The 16537-nt window shown below is 61.0% G+C and carries 16 protein-coding genes and 1 tRNA gene; 14 read left to right on the forward strand and 3 right to left on the reverse strand.

Annotated features, from left to right (window positions below; translation table 11 throughout):
* Positions 1-38 precede the first annotated feature (38 nt).
* The 4 genes from B5G12_RS11060 to B5G12_RS11075 all read left to right on the forward strand — a co-directional run bounded on the left by B5G12_RS11060 (position 39) and on the right by B5G12_RS11075 (position 6116).
* Positions 39-1796: an ABC transporter ATP-binding protein gene (locus B5G12_RS11060; protein ID WP_343286637.1), complete on the forward strand. Its 1758-nt coding sequence runs from the start codon at positions 39-41 to the stop codon at positions 1794-1796.
* Positions 1793-3580, forward strand: a complete 1788-nt coding sequence (locus B5G12_RS11065; protein ID WP_087324942.1) for an ABC transporter ATP-binding protein — start codon at positions 1793-1795, stop codon at positions 3578-3580. The genes B5G12_RS11060 and B5G12_RS11065 overlap by 4 nt, the downstream gene beginning before the upstream one ends.
* A 161-nt stretch (positions 3581-3741) precedes the next feature.
* The gene (gene ftsH, locus B5G12_RS11070) at positions 3742-5577 is read left to right on the forward strand and encodes an ATP-dependent zinc metalloprotease FtsH (RefSeq protein ID WP_087324943.1); all 1836 of its coding nucleotides are present in this window, start codon (positions 3742-3744) and stop codon (positions 5575-5577) included.
* Complete coding sequence (locus B5G12_RS11075) at positions 5574-6116, forward strand: HdeD family acid-resistance protein (protein WP_087324944.1); 543 nt, start codon at positions 5574-5576, stop codon at positions 6114-6116. Before ftsH ends, B5G12_RS11075 begins: the two co-directional genes overlap by 4 nt.
* Before the next feature lie 92 nt (positions 6117-6208).
* On the opposite strand, the gene B5G12_RS11080 is transcribed toward B5G12_RS11075, so the two are convergent.
* Both B5G12_RS11080 and B5G12_RS11085 read right to left on the reverse strand, forming a co-directional pair.
* Positions 6209-7147 carry an FKBP-type peptidylprolyl isomerase gene (locus tag B5G12_RS11080; RefSeq protein ID WP_087324945.1) on the reverse strand — a complete coding sequence of 313 codons (939 nt, stop codon included), beginning with the start codon at positions 7145-7147 and terminating at the stop codon, positions 6209-6211.
* A 12-nt stretch (positions 7148-7159) separates the two neighbouring features.
* Positions 7160-7540, reverse strand: a complete 381-nt coding sequence (locus tag B5G12_RS11085; RefSeq protein WP_087324946.1) for a DUF3592 domain-containing protein — start codon at positions 7538-7540, stop codon at positions 7160-7162.
* A gap of 176 nt (positions 7541-7716) precedes the next feature.
* Here B5G12_RS11085 and B5G12_RS11090 point away from each other — a divergent pair.
* The 7 genes from B5G12_RS11090 (at position 7717) to B5G12_RS11120 (ending at position 13985) form a co-directional block, all read left to right on the forward strand.
* Positions 7717-7803 (forward strand) — tRNA-Leu (locus B5G12_RS11090).
* 334 nt (positions 7804-8137) lie between these two features.
* Positions 8138-8980, forward strand: a complete 843-nt coding sequence (locus B5G12_RS11095) for a DUF8171 family membrane protein (protein WP_087324947.1) — start codon at positions 8138-8140, stop codon at positions 8978-8980.
* 5 nt (positions 8981-8985) lie between these two features.
* On the forward strand, positions 8986-10683 hold the full coding sequence (locus B5G12_RS11100) for an ABC transporter ATP-binding protein (RefSeq protein WP_087324948.1): 1698 nt from the start codon (positions 8986-8988) through the stop codon (positions 10681-10683).
* The gene (locus tag B5G12_RS11105) at positions 10680-11513 is read left to right on the forward strand and encodes an energy-coupling factor transporter transmembrane component T family protein (RefSeq protein ID WP_087324949.1); all 834 of its coding nucleotides are present in this window, start codon (positions 10680-10682) and stop codon (positions 11511-11513) included. The genes B5G12_RS11100 and B5G12_RS11105 overlap by 4 nt, the downstream gene beginning before the upstream one ends.
* A 19-nt stretch (positions 11514-11532) precedes the next feature.
* Positions 11533-12366: a PHP-associated domain-containing protein gene (locus tag B5G12_RS11110; protein WP_242956020.1), complete on the forward strand. Its 834-nt coding sequence runs from the start codon at positions 11533-11535 to the stop codon at positions 12364-12366.
* A complete protein-coding gene (locus B5G12_RS11115) occupies positions 12366-13142 on the forward strand; it encodes an inositol monophosphatase family protein (RefSeq protein WP_087324951.1) in 777 nt (258 codons plus the stop codon). Before B5G12_RS11110 ends, B5G12_RS11115 begins: the two co-directional genes overlap by 1 nt.
* A gap of 12 nt (positions 13143-13154) precedes the next feature.
* Entirely contained in the window at positions 13155-13985 is an 831-nt protein-coding gene (locus B5G12_RS11120) for a MurR/RpiR family transcriptional regulator (protein WP_087324952.1), read from the forward strand.
* Positions 13986-14229: 244 nt separating this feature from the next.
* Here B5G12_RS11120 and B5G12_RS11125 read toward each other — a convergent pair whose 3' ends face one another.
* Positions 14230-14751 (reverse strand): sensor histidine kinase, encoded by a 522-nt coding sequence (locus B5G12_RS11125; RefSeq protein WP_158099718.1) that lies wholly within the window; start codon positions 14749-14751, stop codon positions 14230-14232.
* A gap of 425 nt (positions 14752-15176) precedes the next feature.
* Here B5G12_RS11125 and B5G12_RS11130 point away from each other — a divergent pair, with 425 nt between their 5' ends.
* The 3 genes from B5G12_RS11130 (at position 15177) to B5G12_RS15100 (ending at position 16376) form a co-directional block, all read left to right on the forward strand.
* Positions 15177-15470, forward strand: coding sequence for a hypothetical protein (locus tag B5G12_RS11130; RefSeq protein WP_144064140.1), 294 nt, complete (start codon positions 15177-15179; stop codon positions 15468-15470).
* A gap of 145 nt (positions 15471-15615) precedes the next feature.
* The gene (locus B5G12_RS11135) at positions 15616-16011 is read left to right on the forward strand and encodes a hypothetical protein (RefSeq protein ID WP_087324955.1); all 396 of its coding nucleotides are present in this window, start codon (positions 15616-15618) and stop codon (positions 16009-16011) included.
* Positions 16012-16244: 233 nt separating this feature from the next.
* Positions 16245-16376, forward strand: coding sequence for a hypothetical protein (locus tag B5G12_RS15100; protein WP_275532646.1), 132 nt, complete (start codon positions 16245-16247; stop codon positions 16374-16376).
* Positions 16377-16537: the final 161 nt, after the last annotated feature.

Below are 16537 nucleotides of genomic sequence, written 5' to 3' on the forward strand. Positions count from 1 at the left end.
ACCGCACAGGAAAGCCCCGGGAAAGGAGCGTTTATCACTTGAATCGGATGCTTGTTTATCTCAACGGCTACAAAAAGGAGAGCGTCATCGCCCCCCTTTTCAAGATGCTGGAGGCCTGCTTTGACCTGCTGGTGCCTCTGGTGATGGCCGACATCGTCAACGTGGGGATCGCCGCCCACGACAGCCGCTATATCCTCACCCGCTGCGGCCTGCTGCTGGTGCTGGCCCTGGTGGGCCTGGCCTGCAGCGTCACCGCCCAGTATTTTTCGGCCAAGGCGGCGGTGGGTTTTGCCACCGCCCTCCGCCATGCCCTGTTCGCCCACATCCAGTCGCTGGACTTTTCCGAGATGGACACCATCGGGACCAGCACCCTCATCACCCGGATGACCAGCGACATCAACCTGGTACAGGGCGGGCTGAATATGTTCCTGCGGCTGTTCCTGCGCAGCCCCTTCGTGGTGGTGGGCGCCATGGTGTGCGCCTTCACCGTCAATTTCCGGGCGGCCCTCATCTTTGTGGTCACCATCCCGGTGCTGTCGGTGGTGGTGTTCTCGATCATGGCGGTCACTTCCCCCCTCTACAAAAACGTACAGGCCCGGCTGGACCGGGTGCTGGGCCTGACCCGCGAGAACCTGACCGGCGTGCGGGTGGTGCGGGCCTTCGGCAAAGAGGCCAGCGAGACGTCCCGCTTTGAGCAGACCAACGGCCAGCTGACCGACCTGCAGCTGCGGGTGGGGCACCTGTCGGCCCTGTCCAACCCCCTGACCTATGTCATCATCAACCTGGCCATTGTGGCCCTGCTGTACACCGGCGCCATTGAGATCGACGCGGGCGGCATGGCTCCGGGCGACCTGATCGCCCTGGTGAACTATATGAACCAGATCCTGGTGGAGCTGGTCAAACTGGCCAACCTGATCGTCCAGATCAGCAAAGCCCTGGCCAGCGCAGCCCGGGTCCAGGCGGTGCTGGACACCAAGCCCGGCATGGCCTTTCCCCAGATGCCCGAGGGCCGCGTGGATCCGGCCCGCGCCGCCGAGGCGGTCCGCTTCGACCATGTGGGCCTGACCTATGCAGGGGCGGGCGCCCCCAGCCTGACCGGCATCACCTTCACCGCCCGTCAGGGAGAGACCATCGGAGTGATCGGAGGCACCGGCGCAGGCAAATCCAGCCTGGTCAGCCTGATCCCCCGGTTCTACGACGCCACCCAGGGCCAGGTGGACCTGTTCGGCCGGCCGGCCGCCGCCTGGCCCCGGGAGATGCTGCGCCGCCGGGTGGGGATCGTGATGCAGAAGGCCCAGCTGTTCACCGGCACCATCCGCTCCAACCTGCTGTGGGGCAACCCCCAGGCCACCGACGAGCAGCTGTGGTCCGCGCTGGAGACGGCCCAGGCCGCCGACTTTGTCCGCGCCAAGCCCCTGGGCCTGGACGAGCCGGTGGAACAGGGCGGCCAGAACTTTTCGGGCGGGCAGCGCCAGCGCTTGACCATCGCCCGGGCCCTGGTCAGCAGCCCCGATATCCTGATCCTGGACGACAGCGCCAGCGCCCTGGACTTTGCCACCGACGCGGCCCTGCGCAAGGCCATCGCCGCCCTGCCCGGCTCGATGACCGTCTTTATCGTCAGCCAGCGTGCCGCCAGCCTGCAGCACGCCGACCGCATCCTGGTGCTGGACGACGGCCACATGGTGGGCTGCGGCAGCCACAAGGAGCTGCTGGAGCGCTGCCCCGTCTACCAGGAGATCTACGAGAGCCAGTTCAAGCGGCCCTCTGAACTTGTGAAAGGAGGCGTACAGGGATGAAGCGGCCCAAAAAGAAACCGGTCCTCTCCTCGGCGGAAAGCCGGGCGGCCCTGCGCCGGGTATTGGCCTACATCCGGCCTTACAGCCTGTTTGTGGCGGCCAGCCTGTTTGTGGCGGCGGCCAGCGTGGCGGCCCAGCTGTATATCCCCCTGCTGTGCGGCGACGCCATCGACCGGATGCTGGGCCCCGGCCAGGTGGACCGCAGCGGCGTGTGGGGGATCATCCTGCAGATCCTGGCGGTGATGGTCCTGGCCGCCCTGGCCCAGTGGGTGCTCAGTGTCTGCAACAACAAGATCACTTTCTCGGTCACACGGGATCTGCGCAATGACGCCATCCACAAGATCCACTCCCTGCCCCTGTCCTATCTGGACAGCCACCCCGCAGGGGATATCGTCAGCCGGATGGTGGCCGATGTGGACACCTTCGCCGACGGCCTGCTGATGGGCTTTACCCAGCTGTTCTCGGGGGTACTGACCATCCTGGGCACCCTGCTGTTCATGTTCCGGGAGAACGTCCTCATCTCCCTGGTGGTGGTGCTGATCACCCCCCTCAGCCTGGTGGTGGCGGCCTTTATCGCCAACCACTCCTATGGCTACTTCCATCGCCAGAGCGCCGTCCGCGGCGAACAGACCGCCCTGGTCAACGAGATGATCGAGGGCCAGAAGGTGGTACAGGCCTTTGGCCATGAGGCCGACAGCCTGGCCGCCTTCGACGAGGTGAACCAGCGCCTAGGGGAAGTCAGCCTGAAGGCCACCTTCTTTTCCAGCCTGACCAACCCTGCCACCCGCTTTGTGAACAACATCGTCTACGCGGGGGTGGGCCTGGTGGGCGCCTTCTATGCGGTGGCCGGGGGCATCACCATCGGCCAGCTCAGCGTCTTTCTCAGCTACGCCAACCAGTACGCCAAGCCCTTCAACGAGATCTCGGGGGTGGTCACCGAGCTGCAGAACGCCCTGGCCTGCGCGTCCCGGGTCTTTGCCCTGCTGGACGCGCCCGACCAGGTCCCCGAGGCCCCCGGCGCCGTCACCCTGGCGCCCGACGGCCGCGTCAGCCTGAAAGACGTCTCCTTCCGCTACCTGCCCGACCGTCCCCTCATCGACCATTTCAACCTGGAGGTGCAGCCCGGCCAGCGCATTGCCATCGTAGGCCCCACCGGCTGCGGCAAGACCACCCTCATCAATCTGCTGATGCGCTTTTACGATGTGGACGGGGGCAGCATCGCAGTGGCAGGCACCGACATCCGCCAGGCCACCCGGGCTTCCCTGCGGGGCAGCTACGGCATGGTGCTGCAGGATACCTGGCTGCGGGCGGGCACCGTCCGGGAAAACATCGCCTACGGCAAGCCCGACGCCACCTTACAGGAGATCGAGGCGGCGGCCAAAGCCGCCCACGCCCACAGCTTCATCTGCCGGCTGCCCCAGGGCTACGACACCGTCCTGGCCGAGAACGGCGGCAACATCAGCCAGGGCCAGAAACAGCTGCTGTGCATCGCCCGGGTAATGCTTTGCCTGCCCCCCATGCTGATTTTGGACGAGGCCACCAGCTCCATCGACACCCGCACCGAGGTACGCATCCAGAAAGCCTTTGCCAAAATGATGGAGGGCCGCACCAGCTTCATCGTGGCCCACCGCCTGTCCACCATCCGGGAGGCGGACGTCATCCTGGTGATGCAGGACGGCCACATCGTGGAACAGGGCACCCACGATCAGCTGCTGGCCCGGGACGGCTTCTATGCCAGGCTGTACAACAGCCAGTTCGAGCAGGCCGAACGCCCCGCCACCTGACATTTCTCCTTTCCGCCCCTGCTGCCATTTGGCCGCGGGGGCGGTTTTGTTATCACATTTTTTACATTTTATCCATCCTCCTGCCGTATGTCGGGATTAAACTTAGACCGTAACCAAATTGTACGCTAGCGTACAATCAACAACAGAGGAGGAGACATACCATGAAAGAAGTCAAGAGCCCCAAAAAGCCCCTGATCTACTACTATGTCCTGGTGCTGGCCATCCTGTTTCTGTTCAATCTGCTGGTGCCGCCCATTCTGATGCAGCCCCAGATCGATACGGTGGATTACGGCACCTTTATGGATATGATCGAGGACAAGGACATCGGGCAGGTGGAGATCACCGACACCGAGATCACCTTCACCAACAAAGACAACACCCAGCTGTACCAGACCGGCGTCATGTACGACCCCACCCTGGCCGAGCGGCTCCACGATGCGGACGCCGTCTTTGCCACCGACCTCGGCAGCGACGGTTCCCCGGTGCTCAGGTTCCTTTTGACCTTTGTGCTGCCCCTGGTCATCTTCATCGGCCTGGGCCAGTACATGGGCAAAAAGTTGATGGAACAGATGGGCGGCAAAAATTCCATGTCCTTCGGGATGGGCAAATCCAACGCCCGGATTTACGTCCAGTCCTCCGACGGCATCCGCTTTTCGGATGTGGCGGGCGAGGATGAGGCCAAAGAGAACCTGGCCGAGATCGTGGACTACCTGCACAACCCCAAAAAGTACACCGACGTGGGCGCATCCATGCCCAAGGGCGTGCTGCTGGTAGGCCCTCCGGGCACCGGCAAGACCATGCTGGCCAAAGCCGTGGCCGGCGAGGCGGGGGTCCCCTTCTTCTCGATCTCGGGTTCGGAGTTTGTGGAGATGTTTGTGGGTATGGGCGCTTCCAAGGTGCGCGACCTGTTCAAGCAGGCAAAAGAAAAAGCCCCCTGCATCGTCTTTATCGATGAAATCGACGCCATCGGCAAAAAGCGGGACGGCCAGCTCAGCACCAACGACGAGCGGGAGCAGACCCTGAACCAGCTGCTGACCGAGATGGACGGCTTTGAGGGCAACAACGGCGTGATCATCCTGGCGGCCACCAACCGCCCCGAATCCCTGGACCCTGCCCTGACCCGTCCGGGCCGGTTCGACCGGCGGGTGCCGGTGGAGCTGCCCGACCTGCAGGGCCGTGAGGCCATCCTGAAGGTGCACGCCCGCAAGATCAAGACCGCCCCCGACGTGGACTTCCATACCATTGCGCGGATGGCCGCCGGCACCTCGGGCGCCGAACTGGCCAACATCATCAATGAGGGCGCCCTGCGGGCGGTGCGGGCCGGCCGTACCACCGTCACCGAAGCCGACCTGGAGGAGAGCATCGAGGTGGTGATCGCGGGCTACCAGAAAAAGAACGCCATCCTCTCCGACCAGGAAAAGCGCGTGGTGGCCTACCATGAGATCGGCCATGCCCTGGTGGCCGCCAAGCAGACCAACTCCGCCCCGGTGCAGAAAATCACCATCATCCCCCGCACCTCGGGCGCGCTGGGCTACACCATGCAGGTGGAGCAGGCCGACAAGAACCTGCTGACCAAAGAAGAGCTGGAAAACAAGATCGCCACCCTGACCGGCGGCCGGGCCGCCGAGGAAGTGGTCTTTGGGCAGATCACCACCGGCGCATCCAACGACATCGAACAGGCCACCAAGCTGGCCCGGGCCATGATCACCCGCTACGGCATGAACAGCGACTTTGACATGGTGGCCTTTGAGACGGTCAACAACCAGTATCTGGGCGGGGATACCTCCCTGGCCTGTTCGGCTGAGATCCAGAAGGAGATCGACCACAAGGTGATCGGCCTGGTCAAGGCCCAGCACGCCAAGGCCAAAAAGATCCTGGAGGAGAACCGCTCCGCCCTGGACCGCCTGGCCCAGTACCTCTACGAGAAAGAGACCATCACCGGCGAGGAGTTCATGCAGCTGCTCGGCCAGGACAACGAAGGAGGCGCAGCGCAATGAGAGGGCGTTCCGGTTTTGGCTGGAGCCAGTTCATCATGGGCATCTGCCTGATCCTGCTGGGGGTGTTCACCTTTATGAAGCCCCGCAGCATATTCACCGGCATCGCTGTGCTGTACGGCGTGGCGGCGGTGATCACCGGCATCTGCGACATCATCCTTTACATCAAAGAGGAGCGGTTCACCGGCTTTGGCCCGGTGGTCTCTCTGGTGTCGGGCATCCTCAGCATCATGACCGGCATCGTGCTGCTGGCCTTTCCGGGCATCGCCGAGTGGATCGTGGCCCTGCTGTTCCCCCTGTGGTTCATCACCCACTGCATCTCCCGCCTGACCCATACCGGTCTGATCCGCTTTATGGCCGGCGAGTTCTACTACTGGTTCACCATGATCGTCAACATCCTGGGCCTGGTGCTGGGCTTCCTGATGCTGTTCGAACCGTTCCTCACCTTCTTCACGGTGGGATATCTGGTGGCCTTCTGCCTGATCGTCTTCGGCATCGACAGCATCATCATGGCCTTCACCAATATGGGGTCGAGGTGGTAATGCCCGGTTTTCCCGTTTCTCATGCAAAAAGGCAAAAAGGAGCGCTCTCTGCTTATGCGGAGAGCGCTCCTTTTCCTGTATTTTAGTGTATTTTAGAGAGTCTCCACCACCGTAGGCTCCGCCGGGGGCGGCAGCAGGGTGGAGCGGGCCAGGATGAAGTCCGACGCCCGCCGGCGGGCCAGCTTGAGGGCGGCCTTGTTCCGGTCGTTGGCGGGGAAGGTGCGCTCCCCGTCCTTCTTTTCGTCCCAGGCGGCCAGGGCAGCGTCGATCTCGGCATCGGTGGGCCACAGGCCCTCCCTGCGGGCCACCAGCAGCAGGCCCAGCTGGCTGCGCAGCTTGCGCTCCGAATCGGCGTGCAGTTCCGCGCGGAACTGCTCCACCGTCTGGCCCCGCACCTGCAGGTACTGGTCAAAATTGACCCCCTGGGCCTGCAGGCTCAGGTTGAAGCGGCGCTGCTCGGCAAAGTAGCTGATCCCCGCCAGCTTCTTGGGCAGGGCACCCTTTACCTCGTCCCCCAGCTGCACCAGCAGTTTGCGGCGGGCCAGTTCCTCAGCCTGCCGGCAGCGCTTTTGGTAGATCTCCGCTGTCACGCGGCGGCGCAGCGCAGCCTTGCCCGCCTCGTCGGCCGCCCGGTCTTCGGGACCGTGGTGCTGGTTGATCTCCAGCTCGATGGTCAGCCGGCGGATGGGCCGGGGCTCAACGGCCTGGACAAAGCCGGTGTACCGCCCCAGCTCGAGCGGCGGCAGGGCGAAAAAGGTGGCCGACGCCCGGAAGCCTTCATCCTTGTTCAGCGCCTGCAGACTGAAATCCGGGTCGGTGACCGGGGTCAGGCCGGCTTTTTCCACCGCCTTGGTCCATACGGTGGAAAACCCATCCGGCGCCAGGATCGCACGGTTGACGGCGTCCGCCAGGCGGTCCTGTTCGGTCTGGCCCTCGGCCTCCTGCAAAGCCCGGGCCAGTTCCTGGGCGCTGGCCCGGAAGGTGATCTTCCAGGCCCCGGGTTCCCCCTGATAGAGATGTTCCAGGATCATAGCATTCCCTCCTTACTGCATCATCTGCAGCACCACGCCCAGGCCCAGCAGCAGCGCCGCCAGAGCGTAATAGATGATCTCCGCTCCCAGCACCGATTTGTCCCCCTGGACATACACCTTTTCGGGTTTGAGCGGGTCGTAATAGAGGGTGACATGGCTGCCCTGGGCAAAACCTTTGGCTTTTTGCGGCACAGGATAGGGCAGCCGCCGGGTGCTGCCGCCGGGCGTGGTGAACTCCAGCGCCAGGGACACCCCGTCCCGGGTATGGACGGTGCCGGCCACCAGGGCCTCCACCTTTTCCCCTTTTGTAATAAGGGTGCGGCGGGCTTTGGTGGCCCGCAGGCCCATGACCAGCATCAGCACAGCGCCGGCCATAAAGATCACAAAGTTCATGCGTTGCTTCTCCTTCTGTTTGAAATACAGGTTTTATTGTACCATATTTGCGGCGCGCAGAGTGCAGCAAATTCGTCCGGAAAATTTGTCAAAAAAATCTGGAAGTTCCTGTTGACATTTGCTCTGCTTTGCGCTATAATAGCTAACGTTCCCGGCAGCGGGGCGCAAGTGAATAAGCGGATATGGCGGAATTGGCAGACGCGTTAGATTCAGGTTCTAATCGGGGCAACTCGGTGGAGGTTCAAGTCCTCTTATCCGCACCACAAGCACAAAATCCGAACCTTTTTCCAATAGGAGAAGGGTTCGGATTTTTCGTTTTCTTTGGGGAGTTGAACCAGGGAGCTATCCCCTGTCCGAAACCGTACCAGAAGGCCGGGCGAGCCAAACAGTGACGGATTGACGGATTAAAGAAAAGCGCTCATTGGACAAATTCTGCGCGGTGGACGGTTTTTGCGTGAAAATAATATTTCACATTATGAAAAACGGAAAATTATACAAACATTTTACGGCTCTGTGGTCGCAGGCTTTACGTTCCGCTGGTAAACTTGGAATTGTTCGAAGCGGTTAACATTTCAAGATTACCGGGAGGTATCATGTATGGAATCTGTCAACAAGCAGACGGCCAGCCAGTCCCAAAAACGGATGGTCTTTGTTCTGACCATGGCGCTGTATGGCCTGGCCACCCTTTTTTCCGAACTGATCCCCAAGTTTCAGGTGGGCATCGTAGAGTTTTCGGTGGAGTATTTCCTGTTCATCCCGCTGACGTTGGCGATGCTGTTTGATCCCATGTCCGCAGCGCTGGGCGCCGCTACCGGCGAGCTGGTGTTCAGCGAGATCATGCTGGGGCAGTTCGGCGGCCTGGGCGAGATGGAAAAATTCCTCACCGTCACCATAGGCGTCTACGTGGCCGGCCGGCTGGTGCGTGACCCGTCCAACCGGGTGATGGTCGGTGTGGCGGCCATAGGCGGTACCGCTTTGCAGCTGTTTATGGGCACGGTGGTGGATATTCTGAAAGTACAGTTTGCCATCGAGGACTTTGAGGCCGTGGCCGGCCTGCCCGAAAGCGTCTTTGCCACCGAGGGCTTTGCCTTCCTGAACGACCTGCTCTTCTCGGGCATCCTCTTCTGCCTGCTGCCCACCCTCTATCTGGTGCCCAAGCTCCACGGCAAGATCGAGCCGCTGCTGGGGATGCAGCCCCGCACCCCGAAAACCGCACTGGAGCCCCTGGGGGCTAAGGCTGTCCTGGGCTGCATCGTCGGTTTTGCTGCTGCTGCCGGCACTCAGATGCTGGCCAAGAGCGGTATGAGCCTTGTGGACTGGGAGGCTCCCTGGTCTGAGAGCATGCCCGCTTTCGCAATGGCCATCCTGATCGCTGCGTCCCTGTGCCTGGTGGCCGTCCTGGTCATCCGCAAACAGGCAGAGCAGGATCAGAGAGGTTGAGCCTTATGCACGCGATAGAAATAGATCACCTGACCTATTCCTATCCGGGCGCAGCGCATCCGGCGCTGCAAGATATCACCGTCTGTGTGGAACAGGGGGACTTTCTCGCCATTGTGGGCAACAATGGATGCGGAAAGTCCACTTTTTGCAAGGCCCTAAACGGTCTGATCCCCCAGTTCATCAGCGGCGATTTTTCGGGGCGCGTCCTTGCCTGCGGGCTGGATACCCGCACGAGCGACGTGGGCGCCCTGGCCCGGAAGGTGGGGTATGTATACCAGGACTTTGAAAATCAGATCATTCGCCCCACCGTGCTGGACGACGCCTCCTACGCCTGCCAGAACTATGCCATGCCGGACTATAAAGAGCGGGGCATGATGGCGCTGGAGCGGTGCGGGCTGCGCGGCCGGGAGAGTGATTTCATCTGGCAGTTGTCGGGCGGGCAGACCCATCTGCTGGCACTGGCGGGGGCTCTGTCTCTGCAGCCCGACGTCCTGATCCTGGACGAGCCCATCGCCCAGCTGGACCCGGCCCACGCCGACCGCATCTATGGGGTGCTGCGGGAGCTGAACGAGCGGTACGGCAAGACCATCATCGTCATCGAGCACCACACCGAGTACATTGCCGACTTCTGCAAGCACGTCATGCTGCTGAAAGAAGGCCGGGTGCAGTGGATGCTGCCCACCGGCGAGGCTCTGCAGCGAGTGGAAGAACTGCAAAGCTGCAATATTTTCCCGCCGCAGGTGACCCTTGCGGCCTGGCGGATGCGCCAGGCGGGCAGCCTGACCGTGCCGCGCCTGCCGGCGACCATCTCAGAGGGCAGGGAAGTGTTTGTCCCCCGGGCAGACTCGGCACCCGCCCCGCCGCCCGCCGCCCCTGCGCAGGGGGAGACAGTGGCCTCCTTCCAGGACGTTTCGGTCGCCTATCGCAGTGTCAAGGGGGAACCGCACAAGGTGTTCGACGGGCTCAGCCTTGCGATCCACAAAGGGGACAAGGTGGCTCTCATCGGCTCCAACGGGGCAGGCAAATCCACCTTTATGAAACTGCTGGTGGGGCTGATGAAGCCTTCGTCCGGCACGGTCTGCCTGCATGGGCGGTCTTTGCGGGATGTCCGGCCGGAGGCCCTTTCCCGCGAGGTCTCGATGGTCTACCAGAACCCCGAAGATATGTTCATCAAAGATTCGATCGAAAAGGACATCGCCTACGCGATGGAAGTCCGGGGCGTTCCCGATGCGGCAGGCCGCACCGCCCGGTTGCTCGAGCGCTTCCGCCTGTCCGGCCTGCGGGACCGGGACGGCCGCCTGCTCTCGGGCGGGCAGATGCGCCGGGCCAGCCTGGCCATCGGGGTGGCGCTGGACCCGGGCATTCTGCTGCTGGATGAGCCCACCGCCAACCTGGACATTGCCACCCGGAAGGAGATCATGCGGACCCTAGAGGATCTGAAAGAGATCACCGAGACGGTGGTCATTGCCACCCACGATATGCAGCTGGTCTGTGAATGGGCTCAGCGGATCATCGTCCTGTGCGGAGGAAAGGTCGTGGCCGACGGGACCCGGGATGAGATCTTCGGGGACCGCGCCCTGATCGAGCGTGTGGGCATCCGTCCGCCCGAGATCTTCGCCATGGGGCAGACACTGGACCCTGCTGCCCTCTGTTACACCATCGACGATTTTTTGCGCTGTTTTGAGGGGAGGAAACCTGTATGAAAGCGGTCGATAAGCTCTCGGAAAGCATCCTGGACAAACTGTCCATTGATTTTCTGCGCAGCCAGGTGCTGAAAAACGCTTACGGCAACAACGATACCGTCATCGCCGCGATGGATCCCCGCGTCCTGATCGTCTGGTACCTCTTTTTTGGGCTGGTCCCCTGGTTCGTCAGCGATCTGCCCTTCCTGCTGGGATGCTTTGTGCTGGTGACGGCCACCACGATCCTGGCCCATGTGGCGGGGCTGGTGCTGTTCCTGTTCGGGCTGGGGGTGTTCTCCCAGACGGGCTACCTGCTGGTCGTGACCTGGCTGTTCGGCGGAGACGCCTCGGCCATCGCGCCGCTGCTGGTGCTTACCCTCAAGGTTGCCACTGTGTCACTGGCATCGGTCACCGTCTTTTCGGGGATGGACCCCGACAAACTGGCCAATGGCCTGATGTGGTTTGGCTGCCCGGAGCAGCTGTCTTTTTCCATCTCCTACGCCTACCGGATGCTGCCCATCCTGATGGAAGAATTCCAAAATGTCCTTTTGTCCTACCGGCTGCGGGGCAATCCACCGGCCCACGATACCCTATTGGGCAAGATCCGGTACCTGGCCTACCAGATACGGATCATCATCTGTGCCTTTTATCCCCTGATGCTCAACACGGCCAAGCGGTCCCGCACCACCGTCGAGGTGCTGGAGATCAAGGGCTACCGCTACGCCGCCGCAAACCCCGAAGTCAAAAAGCTCAAGCTGGCCGCCCTCAAAGTGACCAACAACGATCTGCTGTTCCTGGCGCTGTCGTTCGTCTGGGTCGCCGCCGCCTTTTTGACTTCCACCTTGCTCTGAGAGGGAGAACGCTATGTACATGGATTTTCACACGCATGGGAAGCTGGCAAAGTATCTGCCCTTTTCCACCGAATACACCGACTGGCTGCTGCGCGAGGCGCGCCGCGCCGGCCTGGACGCCATCTGCCTGACCGAGCATTTCAACACCCAGCAGTTCGACACCCTTTACGGCTACATCGAAGCGCGGGGCCAAAAGAACGGGGACGCTTATGTCTTTGAAGACGCGGGCGGGCTGTGTGTTTTTCCCGGTATGGAGACCGACATTGCGGAAGGCGGGCATGTGCTGTGCGTCGGCCCGATGGAGGCTATCCGGGAGATGAACCGCCGCCTGGAGCCGCACAAAACCAAAGACCGGTTTCTCCCGGCGGCGCAGCTGTTGGACCTCTTTGCCGAATACCCGGTCCTGGTGGGGGCGGGACACCCCTTCCGGGCCGGCGGGCATATCCCCGACCTGCCGCCGGAGCTGCTGATGCGCTTTGATTTTCTGGATCTGAACGGCAAGGACATCGCTGAGGACCGTCAGCGCACCGAGGAGCTGACCTTCGGGCTGGGGCAGCGGCTGGGCAAGCCGGTGGTGGCCGGCAGCGATACCCATCAGGCGGTGCAGTACGGCTGCATCCGTACCTGTTTTGAACACGATTTTGATTCCTTTGATGTGCTGGCCCGGGAGATGAAGGCCGGCCGGTACAGCATCTGCATCCACCCCGACGCGGAAGTCAAGGTGCGCACGGCCGGCCTGCTCAAACGCGCGCTGAAAGAGGTCCACGCCCTGGGTGGGGATTATGTTTCGGTCCTGCTGAGCCGCGGGGGAGAGTCCCCGGCTGTGCTGGCAGCCAAAAAGGCGGTCCTGTGATGGACGCCGCTGAACTGCTGCGGCAGGCAGGCCGCATCGTACAGGAGGCAGGCGCACGCCTGGAGGACCGGGATCGGGCGGCGCAGGTGCGCGCCAAAGGCCCCACCGACTTTGTCACGGCGGTGGATACCGAAGTGCAGGAGCGGATCCGCGCCCGGCTGCAGGCGCTGGATGGGACCATCCAGTTCATGGCCGAGGAAAAAGACAACGCCTCCATCGACCCAGCCCGCCCGGTCTGGATCCTGGACCCGGTGGACGGGACCACCAACCTGATCCACGGTTTCCGGCACAGCGCAATTTCGCTGGCGCTGGCCGAGGGCGGCAGGGTGCGCCTCGGCCTTGTGTTCGACCCCTTTGCGAGGGAACTGTTTGTCGCCCGGCGCGGCGGTGGGGCCTTTTGTAACGGCAAGCCCATCCATGTCAGCGGAGCCGCGCGTCTAGCGGACAGCCTGTGCTCGGTAGGGACCAATCCCGGGCGGCGTGAGGAAGCCGGCGCCGCCTTTGCCCGGGCCCGCCGCATCTACGACCGCTGCCACGACATCCGCCGGCTCGGCGCGGCCTCCGTCGAGCTGTGCTATACCGCCTGCGGGCGTCTGGATGCGTACCTGGAGCACGGGCTCAAACCCTGGGACTATGCGGCCGGCTGGCTGATCCTGGAAGAAGCCGGCGGCCGCCTGACCGCATGGGACGGCAAGACCCCTTCCCTTGCCGCAGCCAGCTGTGCTATACTGGCGACGAACGGCCACATTCACGAGGAATTGCTGGCCCTGGTATAACAGGAGGCGTCTATGAATCTTTCCTTTCCCCAAATGCCGGAAAAACTGACCAGCACCGAACAGGACATCGTAGAGTACATCGCCGCGCACCGGGATGAATTTCTCTGCATGACCATCGGGCAGCTGTCGGCGGCGCTGCATATCTCGGAGGCCACGGTCTCCCGCTTTGCCCGGCATGTGGGCTGCGAGGATTTCAAGCACCTCAAACGAACGGTAGTGGAGCAGACCGTTCAGCGCGGGCCCGCTCAGAAATTGAACCGTACCCTTCAGACCGGAGACGGCGACTTACTGACCGCCTGGATGGAGCAGCAGCGTTATAACCTGCAAAAGACCCTCGACCTGCTGGACCGGGATGCCTTTGCCGCAGCGGTAACCACGCTGCTGGGGGCGCGCAAAATTTTCCTCCATGCCCGCAACGCCTCCCGCGCCCCGGCCGTCCTGTTGGAATACCGGCTGCGCCGCATTGGACTGGATGTGGAGCAGTTGCCGGCAGCCGGCAGCGAACTGGCAGAGCGTCTGGCGCTTATCGGCTCGCGGGACGTCGTCGTGCTGTTCGGCTTTGCCAAAGTGTCGGAGGCGGCCGGGGTCATTCTGGACCGGCAGCAGCAGGCCGGCTACCGGACCATCCTTTTCACCAGCCGCGTTTGGCACGGCGAAGGCCCTCGCGCTGAGATTGAACTATTTGTCTATCGCGGGGACGAAAAGGAGCAGCACTCAATGAGTTCCCCCATCTCGGTGGTCGAAGCTCTAAGCCTGGCCCTCTCGGCCCAAATGGGTGACGTCGCCCTAGCCCGCCTGGACGAAATCCAGCAGCTCAAGGCCGCATATAAGGATAGGCTGTGAGGAACATGTACATGTCCGGACAGCCGTTTTTGGGGGCTGTCTCGGATAGGCGGCAGCTTTTGAGGATGGATTGTCTGCGATTTTTTGTCTGGTTCATGCTGGTACATCACAAGCAAAAAATCTGAACTCTTTCCAATTCCAATACAGTAGCAGTAACGCAAAAGCGCCTGAGGCAATCGTGCCTCGGGCGCTTTTGTGTTGCTGGGGAGAGAATGTCAAATAGGAGAATCTTTGAAAGAACGGTTTATGTATGCTGAACTGTTTCCGGTATCCGTACGGTGAACACCGTGCCCGTCTCTGGCACGCTCTCAACAGCGATGGAGCCGCCAAGCAGGTCGGCGACCCGCTTGGCGAGGGCGAGGCCCAAGCCATTGCCCTGGGTGGCGTGGGAGGAGTCAGCCTGGTAGAACTTGTCGAAGATATGGCGTAGGGTCTCAGCGTCCATACCACAGCCGCTGTCGGCGACAGTAACAACCGCACACTCCCTTTCCTGCCGCAGGGAGATCTTGACCTGTCCGCCTGCGGGCGTGAACTTGACGGCATTGGAGATGAGATTATTCCATACAAGATCCAAAAGGGCCTCGTCGCTGGCGAGGAGCAGGTTTTGGTCGAGGCTGACCTCGAGGTCAATGTCTTTTTCTTCCAAACGGGCGTCGAAGTCGAGGATGCAGCGGCTGAGTGCTTCACTGAGGTTGAAGGGAATGGGCACGGGACGGATCTTCTGGTTTTCCAGCCGGTTCAGCTGGAGGATATTTGTCACCAGCACCGACAGCCGGCCGGCAGACTGCCTCGTTCAGGTCGTGGTCGTCCTCCATGACGAGGATATGGATCATGGCGTTTCCTCCCTTATAGTATTTATGCTTTTATATATAGCACATCCATGTTAAGCCGGTGTTAATTTCTCTATACCGCACCGCGCAGAAAATATACGGCTTCTGCTTCTTAACCGATTCTTAACGCAAACCAAAACACAGCCAAACATTTCGGGGGTAAGATAAAGCTGTCGATCAAAACAACACACCTACAACATGGAGGTGAAAATGACCATGAAGAAAACCGTTTTTGGCGGCGCTGCCGTTATCCTGACTGTCCTCGCGGCCTGATTGCTGGCTGCACGCAAACAACGGCGAAAAAGAATGGATTTTGTATGAACCATTGTCTGAGCTCTTTGCAGGGGCGGCTGGCTATGCTATGACCCTGCTGGTACAGATGGTTCGCTTTGTCCACCGCCCGGCCCGGATGAGGGCTTTCGACTTGATGCGGAAAGTATTCCGTTTGCTCTGCACAGCTCTTTACATCACCGGTATTATGATCGATGTCTGTTCGCTGGACTCCGTACAGCAGACGGGCCCGCTGGTGGCCTGGTATGGCGTACAGCTTGTGTGGGCTGCTCTCTGGGGCACCAACTGCCTATGGCCGGGCAACACCATCCGGCAGCGCCTATCTGCCCATGGAACTGCGCCCCAAAGAAAATCTCTTCCATGAACTGAACAGCCGCTAAACTATCGATACAACAGGGGAATCTAGAGCCCCCGCTCCGGCATCTCCTGTGTAATAACATCAAAATAAAAGGAGAATTCTACCATGAAAGTTTCTGAAGTCAAGTACCCCACCCCCCATCGAGAAGGACATGGAGAAGGCAATCCGCGACCGCCTGTTCAGCGGGTTCAACAACTGGAACGGAGGCTACGACGGATGGCTGAAGTGGTGCGACACCCTCTATGAGCCGGATGCCTGTTACAACATTCCCCTGCGCGGTGCGCAGAAACGATTGATCTTGCAGGAATACAAGGACATGCTGGGACAGCTGTTCCAGCACTTTACCATGGAGCTGGGCCAGTTTGATAACATGATCATACGGGATGACTGGCGTGCCATTCGCTACACCGTCAAGATCAAGAACCTGCACACCGGCGAGGAGTTTATTCAGAACACCATGGAATTCGTCAAGTTCAAGATGAATCCCGACCCGATCGGCGCACGGGTGGTGGAGGGCTGGGCCCTCTCCGATTTGGCCATCAGCTAAAGCTTGCTGCACTGGCAGACGGAAGGAGGCCCTTATGAAGATCCATGCTGACCTCATTGCTGCGCTGTTCGCCCTGCTTTTGGGCGGGATGCTGCTGAAAACGTATATTGAAAGAGATGAATGACCACGAAAAAAGGAATGGCATCCGCTGTTTTAGCCGTCTGCATGATGAGCAATACCCAGGCCGGCTATAGCGGCGAGAGCACTCCTTGGGGCAAGGTGGATGGGATCTTTTGAATTTCCAGGGACACCGGCATCTGTATGAAGGGGGCTTCACCTATCAACAGCCCATCGGCGCATCTGGTTATAAAACCATCGAGTGCGCCGTCTGGCAGACCAAAAACGTCTCGCTGCCCGAACGCTAACCCAAAACCACCTGCAGGACAGTGTGCTTTTTGTCAGCTGTCCGTAAGCGCTCAATAATCCCCCGTGAGGGATAAAGAAAAGAGCTCCCATAAGGAACTCAAATCGGTTAAAATTATTTGAGTTTGCAATACTCGGGTAGGCTTTCGGCCCAGGGGAGCAG

Origin of the sequence: Faecalibacterium sp. An58, assembly GCF_002161515.1 — a bacterium.
Taxonomy (GTDB): domain Bacteria; phylum Bacillota; class Clostridia; order Oscillospirales; family Ruminococcaceae; genus Faecalibacterium; species Faecalibacterium avium.